General features: G+C 73.6%; 16 protein-coding genes. 7 read left to right on the plus strand and 9 right to left on the minus strand.

What is annotated here, in order from left to right; genetic code table 11:
• Window positions 1-12 precede the first annotated feature (12 nt).
• The 9 genes from ACFWJ4_RS25005 to ACFWJ4_RS25045 form a co-directional block, all read right to left on the minus strand.
• Window positions 13-1,101 carry a PDR/VanB family oxidoreductase gene (locus ACFWJ4_RS25005; protein ID WP_380547141.1) on the minus strand — a complete coding sequence of 363 codons (1,089 nt, stop codon included), beginning with the start codon at window positions 1,099-1,101 and terminating at the stop codon, window positions 13-15.
• 39 nt (window positions 1,102-1,140) lie between these two features.
• Window positions 1,141-2,055 carry a metal-dependent hydrolase gene (locus tag ACFWJ4_RS25010; RefSeq protein ID WP_380547143.1) on the minus strand — a complete coding sequence of 305 codons (915 nt, stop codon included), beginning with the start codon at window positions 2,053-2,055 and terminating at the stop codon, window positions 1,141-1,143.
• A 207-nt stretch (window positions 2,056-2,262) separates the two neighbouring features.
• Complete coding sequence (locus ACFWJ4_RS25015) at window positions 2,263-3,042, minus strand: IclR family transcriptional regulator (protein ID WP_380547145.1); 780 nt, start codon at window positions 3,040-3,042, stop codon at window positions 2,263-2,265.
• A gap of 253 nt (window positions 3,043-3,295) precedes the next feature.
• Window positions 3,296-4,756, minus strand: coding sequence for a catalase (locus tag ACFWJ4_RS25020; RefSeq protein ID WP_380547146.1), 1,461 nt, complete (start codon window positions 4,754-4,756; stop codon window positions 3,296-3,298).
• A gap of 112 nt (window positions 4,757-4,868) precedes the next feature.
• Window positions 4,869-6,065, minus strand: a complete 1,197-nt coding sequence (alc, locus tag ACFWJ4_RS25025; RefSeq protein WP_380547148.1) for an allantoicase — start codon at window positions 6,063-6,065, stop codon at window positions 4,869-4,871.
• 10 nt (window positions 6,066-6,075) lie between these two features.
• Window positions 6,076-7,464, minus strand: coding sequence for an allantoinase AllB (allB, locus tag ACFWJ4_RS25030; RefSeq protein WP_380547150.1), 1,389 nt, complete (start codon window positions 7,462-7,464; stop codon window positions 6,076-6,078).
• A 147-nt stretch (window positions 7,465-7,611) separates the two neighbouring features.
• Window positions 7,612-8,754, minus strand: a complete 1,143-nt coding sequence (locus ACFWJ4_RS25035; RefSeq protein WP_380547152.1) for a glycerate kinase — start codon at window positions 8,752-8,754, stop codon at window positions 7,612-7,614.
• Window positions 8,755-9,311: 557 nt separating this feature from the next.
• The gene (locus ACFWJ4_RS25040; protein WP_380547154.1) at window positions 9,312-10,220 is read right to left on the minus strand and encodes a 2-hydroxy-3-oxopropionate reductase; all 909 of its coding nucleotides are present in this window, start codon (window positions 10,218-10,220) and stop codon (window positions 9,312-9,314) included.
• 203 nt (window positions 10,221-10,423) lie between these two features.
• Window positions 10,424-11,290 carry a TIM barrel protein gene (locus ACFWJ4_RS25045; RefSeq protein ID WP_380547156.1) on the minus strand — a complete coding sequence of 289 codons (867 nt, stop codon included), beginning with the start codon at window positions 11,288-11,290 and terminating at the stop codon, window positions 10,424-10,426.
• A 184-nt stretch (window positions 11,291-11,474) separates the two neighbouring features.
• Here ACFWJ4_RS25045 and ACFWJ4_RS25050 point away from each other — a divergent pair, with 184 nt between their 5' ends.
• The 7 genes from ACFWJ4_RS25050 (at window position 11,475) to ACFWJ4_RS25080 (ending at window position 17,545) form a co-directional block, all read left to right on the plus strand.
• Window positions 11,475-11,729: a thiamine-binding protein gene (locus ACFWJ4_RS25050; protein WP_359911788.1), complete on the plus strand. Its 255-nt coding sequence runs from the start codon at window positions 11,475-11,477 to the stop codon at window positions 11,727-11,729.
• On the plus strand, window positions 11,726-12,106 hold the full coding sequence (locus ACFWJ4_RS25055) for a helix-turn-helix domain-containing protein (protein WP_359911791.1): 381 nt from the start codon (window positions 11,726-11,728) through the stop codon (window positions 12,104-12,106). The genes ACFWJ4_RS25050 and ACFWJ4_RS25055 overlap by 4 nt, the downstream gene beginning before the upstream one ends.
• Before the next feature lie 248 nt (window positions 12,107-12,354).
• Window positions 12,355-12,858, plus strand: a complete 504-nt coding sequence (uraD, locus tag ACFWJ4_RS25060) for a 2-oxo-4-hydroxy-4-carboxy-5-ureidoimidazoline decarboxylase (RefSeq protein ID WP_380547158.1) — start codon at window positions 12,355-12,357, stop codon at window positions 12,856-12,858.
• 94 nt (window positions 12,859-12,952) lie between these two features.
• Entirely contained in the window at window positions 12,953-13,288 is a 336-nt protein-coding gene (gene uraH, locus ACFWJ4_RS25065) for a hydroxyisourate hydrolase (RefSeq protein ID WP_359911797.1), read from the plus strand.
• 33 nt (window positions 13,289-13,321) lie between these two features.
• On the plus strand, window positions 13,322-14,242 hold the full coding sequence (pucL, locus tag ACFWJ4_RS25070) for a factor-independent urate hydroxylase (RefSeq protein ID WP_359911801.1): 921 nt from the start codon (window positions 13,322-13,324) through the stop codon (window positions 14,240-14,242).
• Between the two features lie 360 nt (window positions 14,243-14,602).
• Window positions 14,603-16,081, plus strand: coding sequence for a nucleobase:cation symporter-2 family protein (locus ACFWJ4_RS25075; protein WP_380547160.1), 1,479 nt, complete (start codon window positions 14,603-14,605; stop codon window positions 16,079-16,081).
• A gap of 78 nt (window positions 16,082-16,159) precedes the next feature.
• Window positions 16,160-17,545 carry an 8-oxoguanine deaminase gene (locus ACFWJ4_RS25080; protein WP_380547162.1) on the plus strand — a complete coding sequence of 462 codons (1,386 nt, stop codon included), beginning with the start codon at window positions 16,160-16,162 and terminating at the stop codon, window positions 17,543-17,545.
• The last annotated feature ends 161 nt before the right edge of the window (window positions 17,546-17,706 follow it).

Genomic DNA, 17,706 nt, shown 5'->3' on the forward strand with positions numbered 1-17,706 from the left:
CTCGAGGTCGAGCTAGAGGTCGAGCACGAGGGTCTCGCCCTCGGCGGCCCGGGAGACGCAGGGCAGCAGGGCGCCGGCGGCGCGCTGCTCGGGGGTGAGGCGGCGGTCCCGGTGGTCGGGCGTACCGGCCAGCACCCGGACCTCGCAGGTGCCGCAGAAGCCCTGGTGGCAGGAGTACGGGAGGTCCGGGCGGGCCTCGCGCAGCACGTCGAGGGCGGAGCGGTCGGCGGGGACGTCGAGGTCCGGACCGTCGGTGCCGAGGCGGACGGCGAACGGCTCGCCGTCGGTGACCGGGGCGGCGCCGAAGCGCTCGAAGTGCAGGGAGGCGGCCGGGGAGGCGTCCAGGGCGCGCTGCACGGCGGTGAGCATCGGCGCCGGGCCGCAGCAGTAGACGGCGGCGCCGCGCGGGGCGTGGGCGAGCAGTTCGGCTCCGGTGGGGGCGCCGCCGTGCTCGTCGTCGGTGCGCAGCACCACCCGGCGCGGGTCGAGGGCGCGCAGCTCGTCCGTGTACGGGAGGGTGTCGGCGCTGCGGCCGACGTGCACCAGGCGCCAGTCCAGGCCGTGCCGCTGTGCCTCGCGGGCCATCGGGAGCAGCGGGGTGATGCCGATGCCGCCGGCCAGCAGGAGGACGGCCGGCTCGGCGCAGAAGGCGAAGCCGTTGCGCGGGCGGCGGGCGGTGAGCCGGGTGCCGGGGTGCAGGGCGTCGTGGACCTCGACGGATCCGCCGCCGCCCTCGGGCAGCCGCCGGACGGCGATGCGGTAGTTGGTGCGGTCGGCCGGGTCGCCGCTGAGGGAGTAGTGGCGTTCGCGGCCGGAGGGCAGGACGAGGCGCAGGTGGGCGCCGGGCTGCCAGCCGGGCAGCGGGCCGCCGGAGGGGTCGGCGAGGAGCAGTTCCACGACGTCGACGGCCGGTCGGCGGCGCTCGGTGACGACCAGTTGGAGCGGCGGGGTGGGGCGGCTGAGCGGCCGGCGGGGGTTGCGGCGCAGCAGCGGGCCGCCGAGGGCCGGGGAGTAGCGGTCGCCGAAGGCGGTGAGCCGGCGCATGAAGCCGTCGGGGCGGGGGCGGCCGTAGAGGTCGGGGGGCGGGGTGAGCTGGTCCATCCGGCGGGGTCCTCGGGGTGGGTGGGAGAGGGACCGGGCTCAGCGCCCGGCGGCCGCGCGGGCGGCCGGGGAGGTGGCGAGGTAGCCCAGGGCCTGGCTGGACGAGCCCTCCTGGGTGGGGTGGTAGCCCGGTCGCAGGTAGCGCAGTCCGGAGCGGATCGACTTGACCGGGTCCGGCAGCAGGCCGCGCCTGGCGATCCGGCCCGCCTCCCGCCAGGTGGGCTTGAGCCGGCCTTCGAGGGAGGGGTCGGCGGCGAGCAGGAAGCGGGCGCCGCGCACCCAGAGGTGGACGAGCAGCGGACCGGAGACCGCCATTCCGCGCACCCGGCGCAGGTAGCCCGGGTCCAGGTGGACCATCAGGTCGTAGGCGACGCTGCGGTGCTCGACCTCCTCCGCGCCGTGCCAGCGCAGCAGGTCGAGCATCGTCGGGTCGGCCTTGGCCCGGTCCAGGCCCGGGGAGTTGAGCGCCCAGTTGCCGAGGAAGGCGGTGAAGTGCTCGATCGCCGCGATGAAGGCGACCCGCTCGATGACGTTCTCCCGCCGCCGGTCCGGCGTCAGGCCCGGCTTGTCGCCGAGGACGCGCTGGAACAGCCAGGAGATCTGCCGGACGTACGGCCGCGGGTCGAGCCCCTGGCCGAGCAGGTGGTCCAGGACCTCCTGGTGCGCCTCGGCGTGGATGGCCTCCTGTCCGATGAACCCGAGGACCTCCTCGCGCAGTTGCTCGTCCCGGATGAGCGGCAGCGCCTCCTTGAACACCTTGACGAACCACCGCTCCCCTTCGGGCAGCAGCAGGTGCAGCACGTTGATGACGTGGGTGGCCATCGGCTCGTCCGGGATCCAGTGCAGCGGCAGCTGGGCCCAGTCGAAGCGGACGTCCCGGGGTTCCAGCACGAGGCTGTCGTGCACGCGCGCGGCGGGGACGGCGAGGGCGGGGACGGGGGTGGAACGGGGCATGGCAGGCCCTCCTGACCTGGGGGCGGCGGCTCGGCTCCAGGGAAACGTACTCGCGGGTAGCCGTCAGGACAAGGGGTTCGGCGACCCTTATCGACATCGAGTCTAATAAGTGACGCGCACCGGCGGCCACCACGGGAAACGCGGGAGGCCCCACCGGTCTCCCGGCAGGGCCTCCTCGAACTCGTGCGCGCGACCGCCGGCTTGACGTCAGACCGCCATCGCCAGCATCAGCGGCGCCGCCCGGGCCGCCAGCAGCTCGGCGGCCGCCTTCAGCTTGTGGACGCTGTCCGCCGGCATCGAGGTGGCCAGGCAGCCGACCGTACTGCCCGCCGTGATCGGCACCGCCGCGCACACCGTGCCCAGCGCGTACTCCTGGATGTCCAGCACCGGCACCGTGGCCGGCTGCCGCTCCAACCGGTGCATCAGCTGGTCGGCGTCGGTGACGGTGCGGGAGGTGAGCCGGGCGACCGGGTGCCGGGAGAGGTGGTCCCGCCGGGCGTCCGCGTCCAGCTGACCGAGCAGGCACTTGCCGATCGCGCTGGCGTGCGCGGTGGCCCGGAAGTCCACCCACTCCTGCACGGCCGGCGCGTAGTCGGCGGCCGAGACCGCCTCCACCGACAACTCGCCGTCGTGGTACCGGCTGAAGTACACGGCGGCGCCCAGCTCGTCCCGGAGTTCGGCGAGCTTGCGGTTGAGCCGGGCCTTCACCAGCTGCTCCCGGTTGTGCTGGCCGAGCAGGGCGAAGGTGCCGCCCAGCAGCCAACCGCCGTCCTGGCACTGGAGATAGCCCTCGACCTCCAGGATCTCGGCGAGCCGGCGCACGGTGGGCAGCCCGAGCGAGGTCTCCCGGGCGAGGGCCACCAGGGTGGCACCGTCGGGGTGGCGATCCACCGCCTCCAGCAGTCTGAGGGCGTGCTGGAGGGAGGTGAACGAGCCCGTCGGGCCCTGGTCCAAAGCGGCGTGACGACCCGGGGCTGGTGTCGACATGTCGTCCCCTTCCGATGTCCCCCCACGGAGCGACCGCGGGCACCCACCAGCCTATCGACCCGGCGGCTCCGACGGCTGCCGTCCGTGCATATCCGTGGACAATCCGTGGCGCCCAACCGCCCGACCTGGGACGACGCGACGGACCCCTCCCCCACTGCCCAGGGGGGAGGGGCCCGCCCGCGGGGCCGCCGGATGCGGGCCCGGCGGCCGTGGGGACGGTGGTGCGGATGGTGGGCCGACCCGCCGCCGGCGCTCAGCCCTCGTCGCCCGCCCGCAGGGTGGTGACGGCGGCGGCCAGCCGGGCGCCGAACTCCTCGTCCGCGGCGTGGAAGTGGGCGAGGTTGCGCTCCACGACGTCGTCCCGCGAGACCTGTGCCAGGGAGCCCGCGAGGTTGTCGATCAGACGGGACCTCTCGCCGGCCGACATCAGCCGGTACAGCTCGCCGGCCTGGAAGAAGTCGTCGTCCTTGGTGTGCACAGGGGTGGTGTACGTGCCGGTGTGGCCCGCCACCTCGACCGGCGCGGACAGCGCTTCGCCGGTCTGGGCCGGTCCGCCGTACGAGTTGGGCTCGTAGTTCCTGCCGCGGCCGGCACCGTTGACCGCCATCAGGCCGTCCCGGCCGTAGTTGGCGGCCTCGGTGGCGCGCGGGGCGTTCACCGGCAGTTGGGTGTGGTTGACGCCGAGGCGGTAGCGCTGGGCGTCCGCGTAGGCGAACAGGCGGCCCTGGAGCATCTTGTCCGGGGACGGGCCGATGCCGGGCACGAAGTTGTTCGGCGAGAACGCGGCCTGCTCGACCTCGGCGAAGACGTTCTCCGGGTTCCTGTTGAGGACCAGGCGGCCGACCTTGACCAGTGGGTAGTCGGCGTGCGGCCAGACCTTGGTGAGGTCGAAGGGGTTGAAGCGGTAGTCCGCGGCGTCGGCGACCGGCATCAGCTGGACGTGGAGGGTCCAGGACGGGAACACCCCGCGCTCGATGGCCTGGTGGAGGTCGCGCTGGTGCGAGTCGGCGTCGCCGCCGACGACCTCGGCGGCCTGGCCGCCGTCCAGGCAGCGGATGCCCTGGTTGGTCTTGAAGTGGTACTTCACCCAGTAGGCGTCGCCGTCGGCGTTGACCCACTGGTAGGTGTGGGAGCCGTAGCCGTTCATGTGGCGGTACGAGGCCGGGATGCCGCGGTCGCCGAACAGCCAGGTGATCTGGTGGGTCGAGGCCGGCGAGTGGGCCCAGAAGTCCCAGACGTTGTCCGCCTCCTGCACACCGGTGTACGGGTCGCGCTTCTGCGAGTGGATGAAGTCCGGGAACTTGACCGGGTCCTTGATGAAGAACACCGGCGTGTTGTTGCCGACGAGGTCGTAATTGCCGTCCTCGGTGTAGAACTTCACCGCGAAGCCGCGCGGGTCGCGCACCGCGTCGCCGGAGCCCAGGTTGCCGGCCACGGTGGAGAAGCGCAGGAAGACCTCGGTGCGCCTGCCGACCTCGGAGAGGAAGCCCGCCCGGGTGTACCGCGCGACCTCGTCGGTGACCTCGAAGTAGCCGTACGCGCCGGAACCTCGGGCGTGCACGACGCGCTCCGGGATCCGCTCGCGGTTGAACCGGGCCAGCTTCTCCAGCAGTTGCTGGTCCTGGATCAGCAGCGGGCCGTACGCGCCGGCCGAGGCCGAGTTCTGGTTGTCGGCGACCGGAGCACCGGACTCCGTGGTCAGGATCTTGGGCATGGAGGGTCCTTCGGGTGTCGATAAGGGCGGTGCGCGGAGAGATGGATGACGCATCGTCAGATTCCCGCCCGGACGGGTTCCACGGGCTCCGGGCGAGGGATCCGACGGATCGTCAGCCGCCGAACAGGATCCGGACGACGGTCGCGGCCGTCACCGGGTCGGCCGCGGGACGGGCGGCGGTCAGCGCGGCGGCCTCCTGCGCGGCGGCACCGGCCCCGGTGAGGGCCGCGACGGCCTCGGCGGCCGGGAGGGCGTTGAACCAGCGCAGCGCGAGGGCCGCGCGGCCGGCTCCGGTGAGGCGGCCGGTGAGCCGGAGGCGGGCCAGGCCGCCGTCCGGGTGGACGTTGATGCGCACGTGGGTCACCGGGCGGCCGGCGTCGAGCCGGAAGCGGTGCCGGGTGTCGGGCTGGAGCCTTGTGCGGGGCAGGAGTTCGAACCAGTCGCCGTCGGCCGGGTCCGCCCCGGTCGAGGCGTCGAAGCCGATCAGGTCGGCCCAGCCGGGGGCATTGGCGACGAAGCAGGAGGTGTCCACTTCGGCGGCCAGGACCTCACCGCCCCCGGCCAGGGCGATCTGCACCCAGTCGTTGGCCTTGTCGCGCCGACGCCGGGTCTCCCAGCCGTCGCCCATGACGGAGGCACGGCCGGGAGCGTTCAGGTTGTGCGGGGAGGAGAAGTAGCGGTCGGACGCCGCCTCGGCCACGCCGCCGTACTCCTGGGCGGCCAGGTCGAAGGTGAGGCCGTCCAGTTCGCGCGGGTCGGGCAGCACCTCGCCGTGCACCCGCAGCCGGGCGACGCCGCCGTCCGGGAAGATGTTCAGCCGCACATGGGTGCAGCGGGTGCCGTCCGCGACGGCGAACTCGTGGGCGGTGTCGCCGCTCAGCGCGGTGCGCGGCACGATCGTGGTCCACTCGGCGCCCCGGAGTTCCTCGGGCGAGGGGTGGCCGGGGACGGACGCGGCCTCGACCGAGGCGGACTCCGGGTAGTTGCCGGTGAAGTGGGCGGTGTCCACGATCACGCCGTGGACCACCCCGGCGACGCCGAGCCGCACGATCGTCCAGTCGTGGTCCTCGTCGGTGGGGTGCGGCTGCTCGGCGGAGACCCCGCGACGGCGCTTGGACTCCCAGCCGTCCATGATCTGGCCCTTGTGGCCGAAGGTGTGCGGGCGGAACTCGGCCGGCTTGGCGACCAGCAGGTTCTCGGCGTCCGCGAAGGTGTCCTCGTTGGTGGCGACGACGCCCGCGCCGAGCAGTCGGGAGGCCAGGTTGACCAGCTCGGCGAAGGGAGCACTCGGGGTGTCGGCAGTGGTCACTGACTCTCCTTTAGGCGCGTACGGGCGGGGTGGTGGTGGGACGGGATCGGGGCCGGGCGAGCTGCCGGCCGAAGGGGCGGGCCGCGGGGTCCACCTCGCGGCCGCGCAGCCAGGTGGTGCGCACCGCGCCGGTGAGGGTCCGGCCGGCGTAGGGGGTCACCGGGTTGCGGTGGTGCAGCCCGCTCGCCCGGACGGCGAAGCCGCCCTCGGGGTCGAAGGCGACCAGGTCCGCGTCGTGACCGGCGGCGATGGCGCCCTTGGTGCCGGTGAGGCCGACCAGTTCGGCCGGTCCGGCGGACATCCAGCGCACCACGTCGGACAGGGTGCGGCCGCGGCGGCGGGCCTCGGTCCAGACGGCCGGCAGGCCGAGCTGGAGCGAGGCGATGCCGCCCCAGGCGGCCGCGAAGTCGCCGCTGCCGCCGTACTCGGGCAGCAGCTTGAGGTCGGGGGTGGACGGCGAGTGGTCGGAGACGACGGCGATGAACTCGCCGTTCGCCAGGGCCTCCCAGAGCGCGTCCCGGTTGGACTCGTCGCGGATCGGCGGACAGCACTTGAAGGCGGTGTCGCCGTCCGGCACCTGCTCGGCCGCGAGCGTCAGGTAGTGCGGACAGGTCTCGGCGGTCACCCGTACGCCGTCCTCGCGGGCCTGCCGCAGCAGCGGCAGGACGGCGGCGGAGGAGACGTGCAGGACGTGCACCCGGGCGCCGGTGCGCCGGGCCGTGTCGAGCAGCCGGGAGACCGCCGCGGTCTCCGCGTCGGCGGGCCGGGAGGCCAGGAAGTCCCGGTAGTGGACGCCGGGTTGCTGCGGGGCGGCGGCGAGCACGGCCGGGTCCTCGGCGTGGATGATCGCCAGCGCCCCGATCCGGGCCTGCTCCGCCAGCGCCGCCTCCAGGTCCGCGGCCTCGACGTGCGGGAACTCGTCCACCCCGGAGGGGGCGAGGAAGCTCTTGAAGCCGAACACGCCCTCCCGGTGCAGCGGTTCGAGGTCGGCGACGTTGCCGGGGACGGCACCGCCCCAGAAGCCGAGGTCGACCCAGGCCTGGCCCTCGGCGGCCTTCCGCTTGAGCGCCAGCCCCGCCACCGTGGTGGTGGGCGGGATCGAGTTGAGCGGCATGTCGATGATCGTGGTGACGCCGCCGGCCGCGGCGGCCCGGGTGGCGGTGGCGAAGCCCTCCCACTCGGTGCGGCCGGGCTCGTTGACGTGCACGTGGGTGTCGACCAGGCCGGGCAGCAGGGCGGTGTCACCGAGGTCGACGAGCTCGCCCCCGGCGGCCGCCAGCGAGCCGTGCGGGGCCGTGCGGGCGATCGTCCCGCCCTGGATCAGCACGTCCGCGGGGCGCTCGCCGTCGGGCAGGACCACCCGGCGGGAGCGGATCACCGTGGGCTGGCCGAAAGGCATGGGGGACCTCCGAAACCTGGGAGTCGAGGGTGGTGGAGCAGGGTGGAGGCGAAGGATTGCCGGGAGCCTAGGCCCGCCTTCAACAAAACGTCAATGGCTGAACGTACGAGGCCCGGGCCCGCGGGACGGTCCGGTACGCGCCGGGGTTCAGCCCGGCAGCAGCTCGCCGGCCAGCCTCTCCCCCGCGAGTTCGGCCAGCTCGCCGGCCCTGGACATGCTCTCCCCCGGCCGCTCGGCCAGGTCGGTCAGGGCGATCGCGGCGGTGAAACCAGCGGTCCGCCACTCGGGCTCGGAGAGCTCCAGCCGGCCCGCCACGGCGGCCACCCGAACCCCCGCCCGGGCGGCCGCGGCGGCGACTCCGGCGGGGGCCTTGCCGTGGAGCGTCTGCGCGTCCAGGCAGCCCTCGCCGGTCACGACGAGGCGTGCCCCACGCACGGCCCCGTCGAAGCCCAACAGGTCGAGCAGCAGCTCGATGCCCGGGCGCATGGTGGCGCCGAGCAGGGCCAGGGCGGCGAACCCCACCCCGCCCGCGGCGCCGGCGCCGGGCGCCTCCCGGAGGTCCCGCCCGGTGACCTCGGCCACCAGGTCGGCGAACCGGGTCAGCCCCTCCTCCAACACCACCAGGTCCTCGCCGTCGGCGCCCTTCTGCGGGCCGTAGACGGCCGGTGCGCCGCGCGGGCCGAGCAGCGGGTTGTCCACGTCGCAGGCCACCACGACCTCGACCCCGCCCAGGGCCTCGGCCAGCGGGCCGAGGTCGATCTCCGCGAGCCGGCGCAACGCGGCGCCGCCGGGCGGCAGTTCGGCGCCGCCGGCGTCGAGCAGCCGCACCCCGAGCGCCTGCACCATGCCGGCGCCGCCGTCCGTACCGGCGCTGCCGCCCAGGCCCAGCACGATCCGCTTCACGCCGAGCGAGACCGCCCTGGCGATCAGCTGGCCGACCCCGTAGGACCCGGCCGCGAGCGGGGCGGCGCGGCCGCCGGGCAGCCGGGCGAGGCCGGAGGCCTGCGCCAGCTCGACCACGGCGGTGTCGTCCCGGACGGCCAGCGCGGCGTCCACCGGCAGGCCGGTCGGGCCGGCCACCTTGGCCGGGACCCGGCTGAACCCGGCCGCGAGCGCGGCGGCCAGGGTGCCCTCGCCGCCGTCGGCGACGGGCAGTTCGCGCACCTCGGTGCCGGGCGCGGCACGCCGGATGCCGGCGGCGATCCGGGCCGCCGCCTCGGCGCCCTCCAGACTGCCCTTGAACTTGTCGGGGGCGACGACCACATGGCCCTGGTGGGGGATGGCGGGCATGGCGCGGTCCTCGCTTCCGTACGGGTCTGGCGGTGGCTCTGCGGTGTGCGTCCAGCATGGGCCCGGGTGTCCCGGGGGGCCAGTGCCCGGGCCGGGGAGGCCGGCGGGCCGCTCGGCGAGGGTCCGACCGGGGCGTTCCGGGGGCATCGGCCCGGAGGGGCGGCTCTGAGGGGACCGTCCGGAGGGGCGGTCCTGAGGGGACCGTCCGGAGGGGCGGTCCTGAGGGGACCGTCCGGAGGGGACCGTCCGGAGGGGCGGTCCTGAGGAGGCCGTCCGGAGGGGTGCGCCCCCTCCCCGCCGTCTCCCCCGTCCCGCTTCCGACGTTCGGGGGGCTCCCCTCGGCGGGGAGGAGGCCTGGCGACGCGTACCAGGCACGACCGAAGTGCCCCCCAGGGGGACGTACGCGTCACCGGCTCGGAGCGACCGGCGGGCGGGCGGATGAGCCCCGGCCCGCACGCCGGCCGGCCTGGCCTCCTGGCGGCGCGGGCACGACCGGAATGGGTACACGCCGCCAGGAGGAGCTCGGGCCGGGGGCTCCGCGAGGGAGCCCCCGGGGATCAGGGCCGGCCGGACCCGCCCTGTGCGGCCCCGCGCCCGGAGAGCCGCTCGACGCCGCGCAGGAGCGCCGAGTGGTCGAGCGAGCCGTCGCCGTTGGCCCGGGCGGAGGCGACCAGCTGGGCCACCACGGCGCCGACCGGCAGCGTGGCGCCCACGGCGCGGGCGGCGTCGGTGACGATGCCCATGTCCTTGTGGTGCAGGTCGATCCGGAAACCGGGGGCGAACTCGCGGTTCAGCATGTTCGCCTTCTTGCGGTTGAGCACCGTGGAGCCGGCCAGGCCGCCGCCGAGCACGTCCAGCGCGGCCGCCAGGTCGACGCCGGCGTTCTCCAGGAACACGACGGCCTCGGCGAGCACCTGGATGTTGACCGCGACGATCAGCTGGTTGGCGGCCTTGACGGTCTGGCCGGCGCCGGCCGGGCCGACGTGGACGACCGTGGTGCCCAGCGCGTCGAACAGCGGCCGGGCCTCGGCGAAGTCCTCGGCGGCGCCGCCGACCATGATCGACAGGACGGCCTCGACGGCACCGGCCTCGCCGCCGGAGACGGGGGCGTCCAGGGTGCGGACGCCCTTCTCCCTGGCGGCGGCCTCGACCTTGATCGAGGTCTGCGGGGTGATCGAGGACATGTCGATCACCAGGGTGCCGGGCGCGGCGTTCTCCAGGACCCCGCCCTCGCCCAGGACGACCTGCTCGACCTGCGGGTCGGCCGGGACCATGGTGATGACCACCTCGGCGTCCTTCACCGCGTCCGCGATGCTGGTGGCACTGTGGCCGCCGGCCGCGACCAGGGCGTCGATCGGCGGCCGGGTGAGGTTGAAGCCGGTGACGTGGTGGCCGGCCCTGACCAGGTTGGCGGCCATCGGGCTGCCCATGATGCCGAGGCCGATGAAGGCGATCTTGCGGCTCATCGCGTCGAGTTCCTTACGTGTGCGGGTGGGAGGTCGGGTGGGTCGGCGGCGAGGCCCGGCGAGGCCCGGCGAGGCCCGGCGAGGCCCGGCGAGGCCCGGCGAGGCCCGGCGACGCCGCGCGAGTCGGCGGCACACGGCTCGGCGGCGCGCACGTCGGCGGCATGCGGCTCGGCGGCGCTCATCGGCTCCGCCGCGCGGCTCGGCTACCTGACGGCGCGCAGCTCGCGCGGCAGCCACCCGAAGCTGTCGGCGCTGACGCCGGTGGAGGGGCGGTACTCCAGGCCGATCGAACCGCTGTAGCCCGCGGCCGTGAGCCTGGCGAAGAGGTCCTCGAAGTCCAGGTCGCCGGTGCCGGGCTCGTTGCGGCCCGGGTGGTCGGCGATCTGCACGTGGCCGATCCGGTCGGCGTACGCGTCGATGACCGCCGGCAGGTCCTCGCCGTTCCTGGCCAGGTGGTACAGGTCGCAGAGGAACCTGGCGTTCCCGAGGCCGGTGGCGGCGTTGACGTTGTCGACGACCTCGACGGCGGCGGCGGCCGAGACCAGCGGGTAGTGCGGCGACTCGTCCTTGTTCAGGGCCTCGACGAGCAGGATCGCGCCGATCCCGTGCGCGGCCCGCGCGGCGAGCACCAGGTGCTCCAGCGCGAGCGCGTCCTGCTCGGCCGGGTCGACGCCCTCGACCCGGTTGCCGTACAGCGCGTTGAGCGCGGTGGCGCCGAGCGAGGCCGCGAGCTCCGCGGCGACCGGGAGGTTGGCGCGGAAGCGGTCCCGCTCGGACGGCACCGAGACGGTGCCGCGGGCGCCCCGGCTCAGGTCGTCCAGGAGGTTCAGGCCGGTGAGCCGTACCCCGGCGTCGGTGAACGCCTTGCGCAGCGCGTCCAGTTCGGCCTGCGAGGGGTCGTGTTCCGCCCCGAAGGGCCACCACAGTTCGGCGGCCGTGAAGCCGGCCGCAGCGGCCGCGGCGGGACGCTCCAGGAGCGGCAGTTCGCCGAACAGGATCGACAGGTTGACCGTGAAGCCGTGCTGGGCTGCCGCCGTCACGTCGCTCACCTCTCTTCTCTCTTCCTTCATCCGCAACTTCCACGATCCGGAAGAGGGATTCTGTGTGGTGGAAGCATCTCTAGCCCGCCGAGCGAGTGTCAAGGGAGTCGCAACAATTTGTTGAAGCCGCCTCATGAGCATGCCGCCCCCGGGGCCGGACTGTTCGATCACCCGGGCCCTGCCCGCCCGCACCCCCGCTCGCTACAGTGACCCCGTGCGATTGATGGTGGAGTTCACGACAGAACCGTTCGAACTGGACACGTTCCCGGAGCACGCCGCGGCGGCCCGCAAGGTCGTCGACGAGGCCGGCCTGGCCGTGTCGGTCGGTCCCTTCGGCACCGGCGCCGAGGGCGGGGCCGAGCAGGTCCTCGCGGCGGTGACCAAGCTGCTCAGGGAGACCCTGGACGCCGGGGCGACCCGGATCTCGGTCCAGGTCAGCGTGCTGGGCGAGGAGGACGGTACGCCGTGACCGAGAACGTGGAACACCCGCTCGCCGCGGCGGTGAAGCCGCTGCTGGCCGCGGTCGGCGCGACGCCCGTCCCCCTGGACGAGGCGAAGCCCGACGACGTGGTCCTGGAGTGGGAGGGCGTCCCGGCCCTGGCCGTCCGACTGCCCCACCTGGGCAGCGCGCTGGACCGGCTGCTCACCGAGATGACCCGCCAGTTCGACGGCCGCCCGCTGGCCGAGCTCGACCGACTGGAGAAGCAGCGGGTCGTCGCCCTGCTGGAGGAGCGCGGCGCCTTCACCGTCCGCCACGGCGTGGAGACCGTCGCCTCCGCCCTGGGCGTCAGCCGCTTCACCGTGTACAACTACCTGAACCGCCAGGACGGCGCGAAGCCGTCCTGACGCCCCGGTTCGACGCCCTCCGGGGCACGCACGGGCCCCCGCCCCGGGGGCTTCCGAACGGGTGACCCCGCCGGCACGGCAGGAGTGGATCGGCCTGCGGCGGGGCACACTTGGCGAATCGCACACGAAAGGGCCCGGCATCGCGGCCCGGTTCAAAACGTAACCACCAACAGTTCAACAAAGTGTTGACGGCCGGGTGGGGCCGATCTAGCTTTTCCGGGTGGCACCACTCTTCAGGAGGTCCACCCGTGACCAACCACCCCCACGCCCTTGACGCCCTGGCCGCGGCCGACGCCGCGGAGCTGGAAGAGATCCTGCTGGAGGTGTGCTCCAGCCCCCACTGGGCCGCCGCGGTCGCGGCGGCCGAGCCGTGGTCCGACCGCGAGGCCCTGCTCGCCGCCAACGCGGCGGCCATGGCGTCGCTGACGACCGAGGACCTGCGCGACGCGATGGCCGGACACGCCCGGATCGGCACGCCCGTGGCGGGCGACGCCACCTCCGAGCGCGAACAGGCCGGGATCCGGGGCGTGGACCAGGCGGTCCTCGACGAACTGCGCGAGGCCAACGCCGCCTACGAGGCCAAGTTCGGCCACGTGTTCCTGATCTGCGCGACCGGCCGCACCGCGGTCGGCATGCTCGCCGCCCTGCGCGAGCGCCTCCCCAACGACGCCGCCGCCGAGGCGGAGACCGTCCGCGAGGAGCTGCGCAAGATCAACGACATCCGGCTCGACCGCCTGCTCGACATTTTCTGACGCACCGTCACATTCTGTCGCACCGAACCTTCCCGGGGATCCCACCGGGGATCTGACGCATCATCACCTCTGCGATCAGTAAGGCCACTCACCCATGACCGGCATCTCCACCCACGTGCTCGACACCAGCCTCGGCCGGCCGGCCGAAGGCGTCCCGGTCGAGCTCGCACTGCACACCGAGGGTGGCTGGCAGGTGCTCGGCACCTCCGCCACGGACTCCGACGGCCGGGTCGCGGACCTGCCGGCCGTGGAGGCGGGCTCGGTCGTCCGGCTGCTCTTCGGCACCGGCGCGTACCACGCGCTCAAGTCCGCCGAACCGCCGTTCTTCCCCGAGGTCTCGATCGTCTTCACGGTCGCACCCGAACAGCACCACTACCACGTGCCGCTGCTGCTCAACCCGTTCGGATACTCGGTCTACCGCGGAAGCTAGTGGACCGACCTTGAAAAGCTTAGGAGCCACGTCATGGCCCACGTGCTCGGTCAGAACCAGTACGGCAAGGCGGAGAACCGCATCGTCCGGATCCACCGCGACTCCTCCCGGCACGAGATCAAGGACCTGAACGTCTCGGTCTCGCTCCGCGGCGAGTTCGAGGACGTCCACCTCACCGGGTCCAACGCCAACTGCCTCCCCACCGACACCACCAAGAACACCGTCTACGCCTTCGCCAAGGAGCACGGCATCGAGTCGGCCGAGGCGTTCGGCATCCTCCTGGCGCGCCACTTCGTCGACGACACCGAGCGCGGCGTCGTGCACAGCGCCCGGATCCGGATCGAGGAGTACGCCTGGGACCGGATCAGGACGCCGGACAGCTCGGCCCGCTTCATCGGCTCGGAGGAGGTGGGCCACTCCTTCGTCCGCAGCGGCCAGGAGGTCCGCACCAGCGAGATCGTCTACGACGGGGAGTCCGTCCAGGTCGTCTCCGGCCTGAAGGACCTCGTCGTCATGAACTCCACCAACTCGGAGTTCTGGGGCTACATCAAGGACGGCTACACCACCCTCCAGGAGGCGTACGACCGCATCCTCGCCACCCAGGTCACCGCCCGCTGGAAGTTCGGCTACAGCGGGAAGGACGGCGAGGCCCAGCCCCACTGGAACCGCTCCTACACCCGGGTGAGGCGGCACCTGCTGGAGGCTTTCGCCGAGACCTACTCCTACTCGCTGCAGCAGACCCTGCACGCGATGGGCACCCGGGTCCTCGACAACCGCGCCGAGGTGGACGAGGTCCGCCTCGAACTGCCGAACAAGCACCACTTCCTGGTCGACCTGGAACCGTTCGGCCTCAAGAACGACAACGAGGTCTACTTCGCCGCGGACCGCATGTACGGCCTGATCGAGGGCACCGTGCACCGCGAGGGCGTCGTCCCGGTCATCCCGGTCGCCTGACCTCCCCCACCCGGTGGACGCCGCCCGGAAATCGCCGCACCCTCCGGCCCCCACGGACCGGTCGGGTGCGGGCGGACCGCTCCATCCACGGCAACCGCTCCCGCGGTGCCACCCGCACCAGCCGTTCGACCCGCACCAGCCGTTCCATCCGCTCCAGCGGTTCCGTCCGCACCAGCGGTTTCTCCACCCCCACCCCCCACCCACCGGAGTTCGTGCCTGCCTCGCGGCGGCCGGCCCGGGGCACTGGAGAGGCCGGCCGAGGGATCCTTGCACCGCCGTCCCGTCCTCGGTCACATCAGCACCAGCCGCACTCCAGCGCCACGGGCGCGCCGGGAGCCACGGGCACAAGAGGGGCTCGACATGGCACCCAGCAGCACCAGCAGTACAGACGGCGGTTCCACCTCGGCGGGAACGCACGGCCCGGACGGCGCGGCGGACCACCTCCCCGGCGGGCCGCCCCGGCCCGGGACCCACCCCGTGGACGAGTTGCTGCCCCCGGTGAAGCTGTTCTCCACCGGACTGCAGCACGTCGCCGCGATGTACGCGGGAGTCGTCGCACCCCCGCTCATCGTCGGCGCCGGCGTCGGGCTCTCCCCCGCCGAACTCGCCCTGCTCATCTCGGCCAGCCTGTTCACCGCCGGACTGGCCACCCTCCTCCAGACGCTCGGCATCTGGCGGATCGGCGCACGGCTGCCGTTCGTGAACGGCGTCTCCTTCGCCGGGGTCGCGCCCATGATCGCCATAGCGAAGGGCTCCATCGAGAAGACGGGGGGACCGAAGGACGCCCTCCCGGTGATCTTCGGAGCGGTGATCGTCGCGGGGCTGCTGTGCTTCCTCGCGGCGCCGTACTTCTGCAAGCTCATCCGGTTCTTCCCCCCGGTCGTCCAGGGCACCGTGATCACCCTCATCGGGGTGTCCCTGCTTCCGGTGGCGGTCAACTGGGCGCGCGGCGGCTCGCCGGGCGCCCCCGGGTACGGCTCCACGCGGGCCGTCGGCCTCGCCGCGATCACCCTCGTCGCGGTGGTGCTCTGCAACCGGCTGCTGCGCGGTTTCTGGCAGCAGCTGTCCCTGCTCATCGGTCTGGCGCTCGGCACCCTGATCGCCTTCCCGCTGGGGCTGGCCGACTTCGGCGCGGTCCGGGACGCGAAGGTCTTCGCGCTCCCCTCGCCGTTCCACTTCGGCGCGCCCGTTTTCGACGCCGCCGCGATCGTCTCGATGTGCATCGTCATGGTGGTCGCGATGACCGAGTCCACCGCCGACATGCTCGCCCTCGGCAGGATCGTCGATCGCGAGGCGGACGAACCCACCCTCGCCGCCGGCCTGCGGGCCGACGGTCTGGCCACCGCGCTCAGTCCCGTCCTCAACGGCTTCGCCGCCAGCGCCTTCGCCCAGAACATCGGGCTGGTGGCGCTGACGAAGATCCGCAGCCGCTTCGTGGTCGCGGCCGGCGGAGGCATCCTGGTCCTGCTGGGGCTGTTCCCCGTGCTGGGCTCGGTCGTCTCCCTGGTTCCGCAGCCCGTCCTCGGCGGCGCCGGGATCGTGCTCTTCGGCACGGTCGCGGCCGGCGGCATCCGCACCCTCGCGGAGGCCGGCATGGAGTCCGGCTCGCACACCATCCTGGTGTCGGTCTCGCTCGGTGTCGGCATCATCCCGATCGCCGTGCCGACGTTCTACGACTCCTTCCCGGAGGCCGTCCGGACCCTGATGCACTCGGGGATCTCGGCCGGCTGCGTGATGGCCGTCCTGCTCAACCTGCTCTTCCACCACGTCGGAGCCGCCCGCCGGTCCGGGTCCGGCCAGGCCCCCGGCGCGACGGTACCGACGGCGACACCGTCCTGATCGGCCCGGGAGGGGCGTGCACCGTGCGGTGCGCGCCTCCCCCGGCCCTTCCCCGGCCCTCCCCCAAGGAGTCACACCATGGCAGTCCAGCCCCCGCCCGCCGACCAGCGGATCGTGATCGAGAACGCCGCGATCGCCACCGTGGACGCGAACGACACCGAGTACGCCCGTGGCCACGTGGTCGTCCTCGGCAACACCATCGAGACGGTGGGCGACGGCCCCGCCCCCGCGTGGCTGGACAACGTGGTGCGCCGGATCAACGGCGAGGGCCACCTGATCACCCCCGGCCTGGTCAACACCCACCACCACTTCTACCAGTGGATCACCCGCGGCCTGGCCCAGGACCACATCCTGTTCGACTGGCTGGTCGCCCTCTACCCGACCTGGGCCCGGATCGACGACAAGCTCGTGCACGCCGCCGCCCGGGGCTCCGCCGCCGCACTGCTCAAGTCCGGCTGCACCACGGCCTCCGACCACCACTACGTCTTCCCGAAGGATGGCGGCGACGTGCTCGGCGCCTCCATCGAGGCCGTCCGGGAACTCGGCCTGCGCTTCACCGCGCTGCGCGGCTCGATGGACCGCAGCAAGAAGGACGGCGGACTGCCGCCGGACCACGCGGTCGAGGAACTGGACGACATCCTGACCGCCTCCGAGGCCGCCGTGGACCGGTACCACGACTCCTCCTTCGGCTCGATGCTGCACATCGCCATCGCACCCTGCTCCCCCTTCTCCGTCTCCACCGACCTGCTCCGCCGGTCCGCCGAACTCGCCCGCCGCAAGGGCGTCCGGCTGCACACCCACGGCTCGGAGACGGCCGAGGAGGAACAGTTCTGCAAAGAGCTGTTCGGCATGGGGCCGACCGACTACTTCGAGTCGGTGGGCTGGCTAGGCGAGGACGTCTGGATGGCGCACTGCGTGCACATGAACGACTCCGACATCGCCAAGTTCGCCGAGACCGGCACCGGCGTCGCCCACTGCCCGTCCTCCAACGCCCGCCTGGCGGCCGGCATCGCCCGGGTGCCCGACATGCTCCGGGCCGGCGTCCCGGTCGGGCTCGGCGTCGACGGCACCGCCTCCAACGAATCCGGCGAGCTGGGCACGGAGCTGCGCAACGCGCTGCTGATCAACCGCCTGCACGGCTCCCCCACCGCACTGACCGGGCGGCAGACACTGCGCCTGGGCACCATGGGCGGCGCCCGGGTGCTCGGCCGGCAGGACGAGATCGGCTCGATCGAGCCCGGCAAGCTCGCCGACCTGGCGCTGTGGAAGATCGACGGGATCATGCACTCGTCCATCGCCGACCCGGTCGCCGCGCTCACCTTCGGGGCGCTCCCGCCGCTGTCGGTGCTCTTCGTCAACGGCAACGCGGTGGTCGAGAAGGGGCGCCTGGCCACCGTCGACGAGGACCGGATCGCGCGCGACTGCGCCCGCGCCGCCCGCGAGCTGGCGGCCCGTCCGCTCTGACGCCCACCCCTGACTCCGGGAGCGCCCAGGGACGGTGCGCCCCCGGACTCCGCACCCCCCGACGGGGGGGCGGACCCCCGCCCCCGGTGCCCGGCGGGGGTCCGGGGGCGCGGCGGGCCGCCGGCCCGCGCCCCCCCCCCGGGGGAGCGGGCCGGGCGAAC

This window comes from Kitasatospora sp. NPDC127067 (assembly GCF_042724755.1).
Classification (GTDB): Bacteria; Actinomycetota; Actinomycetes; order Streptomycetales; family Streptomycetaceae; genus Kitasatospora; species Kitasatospora lactacystinica.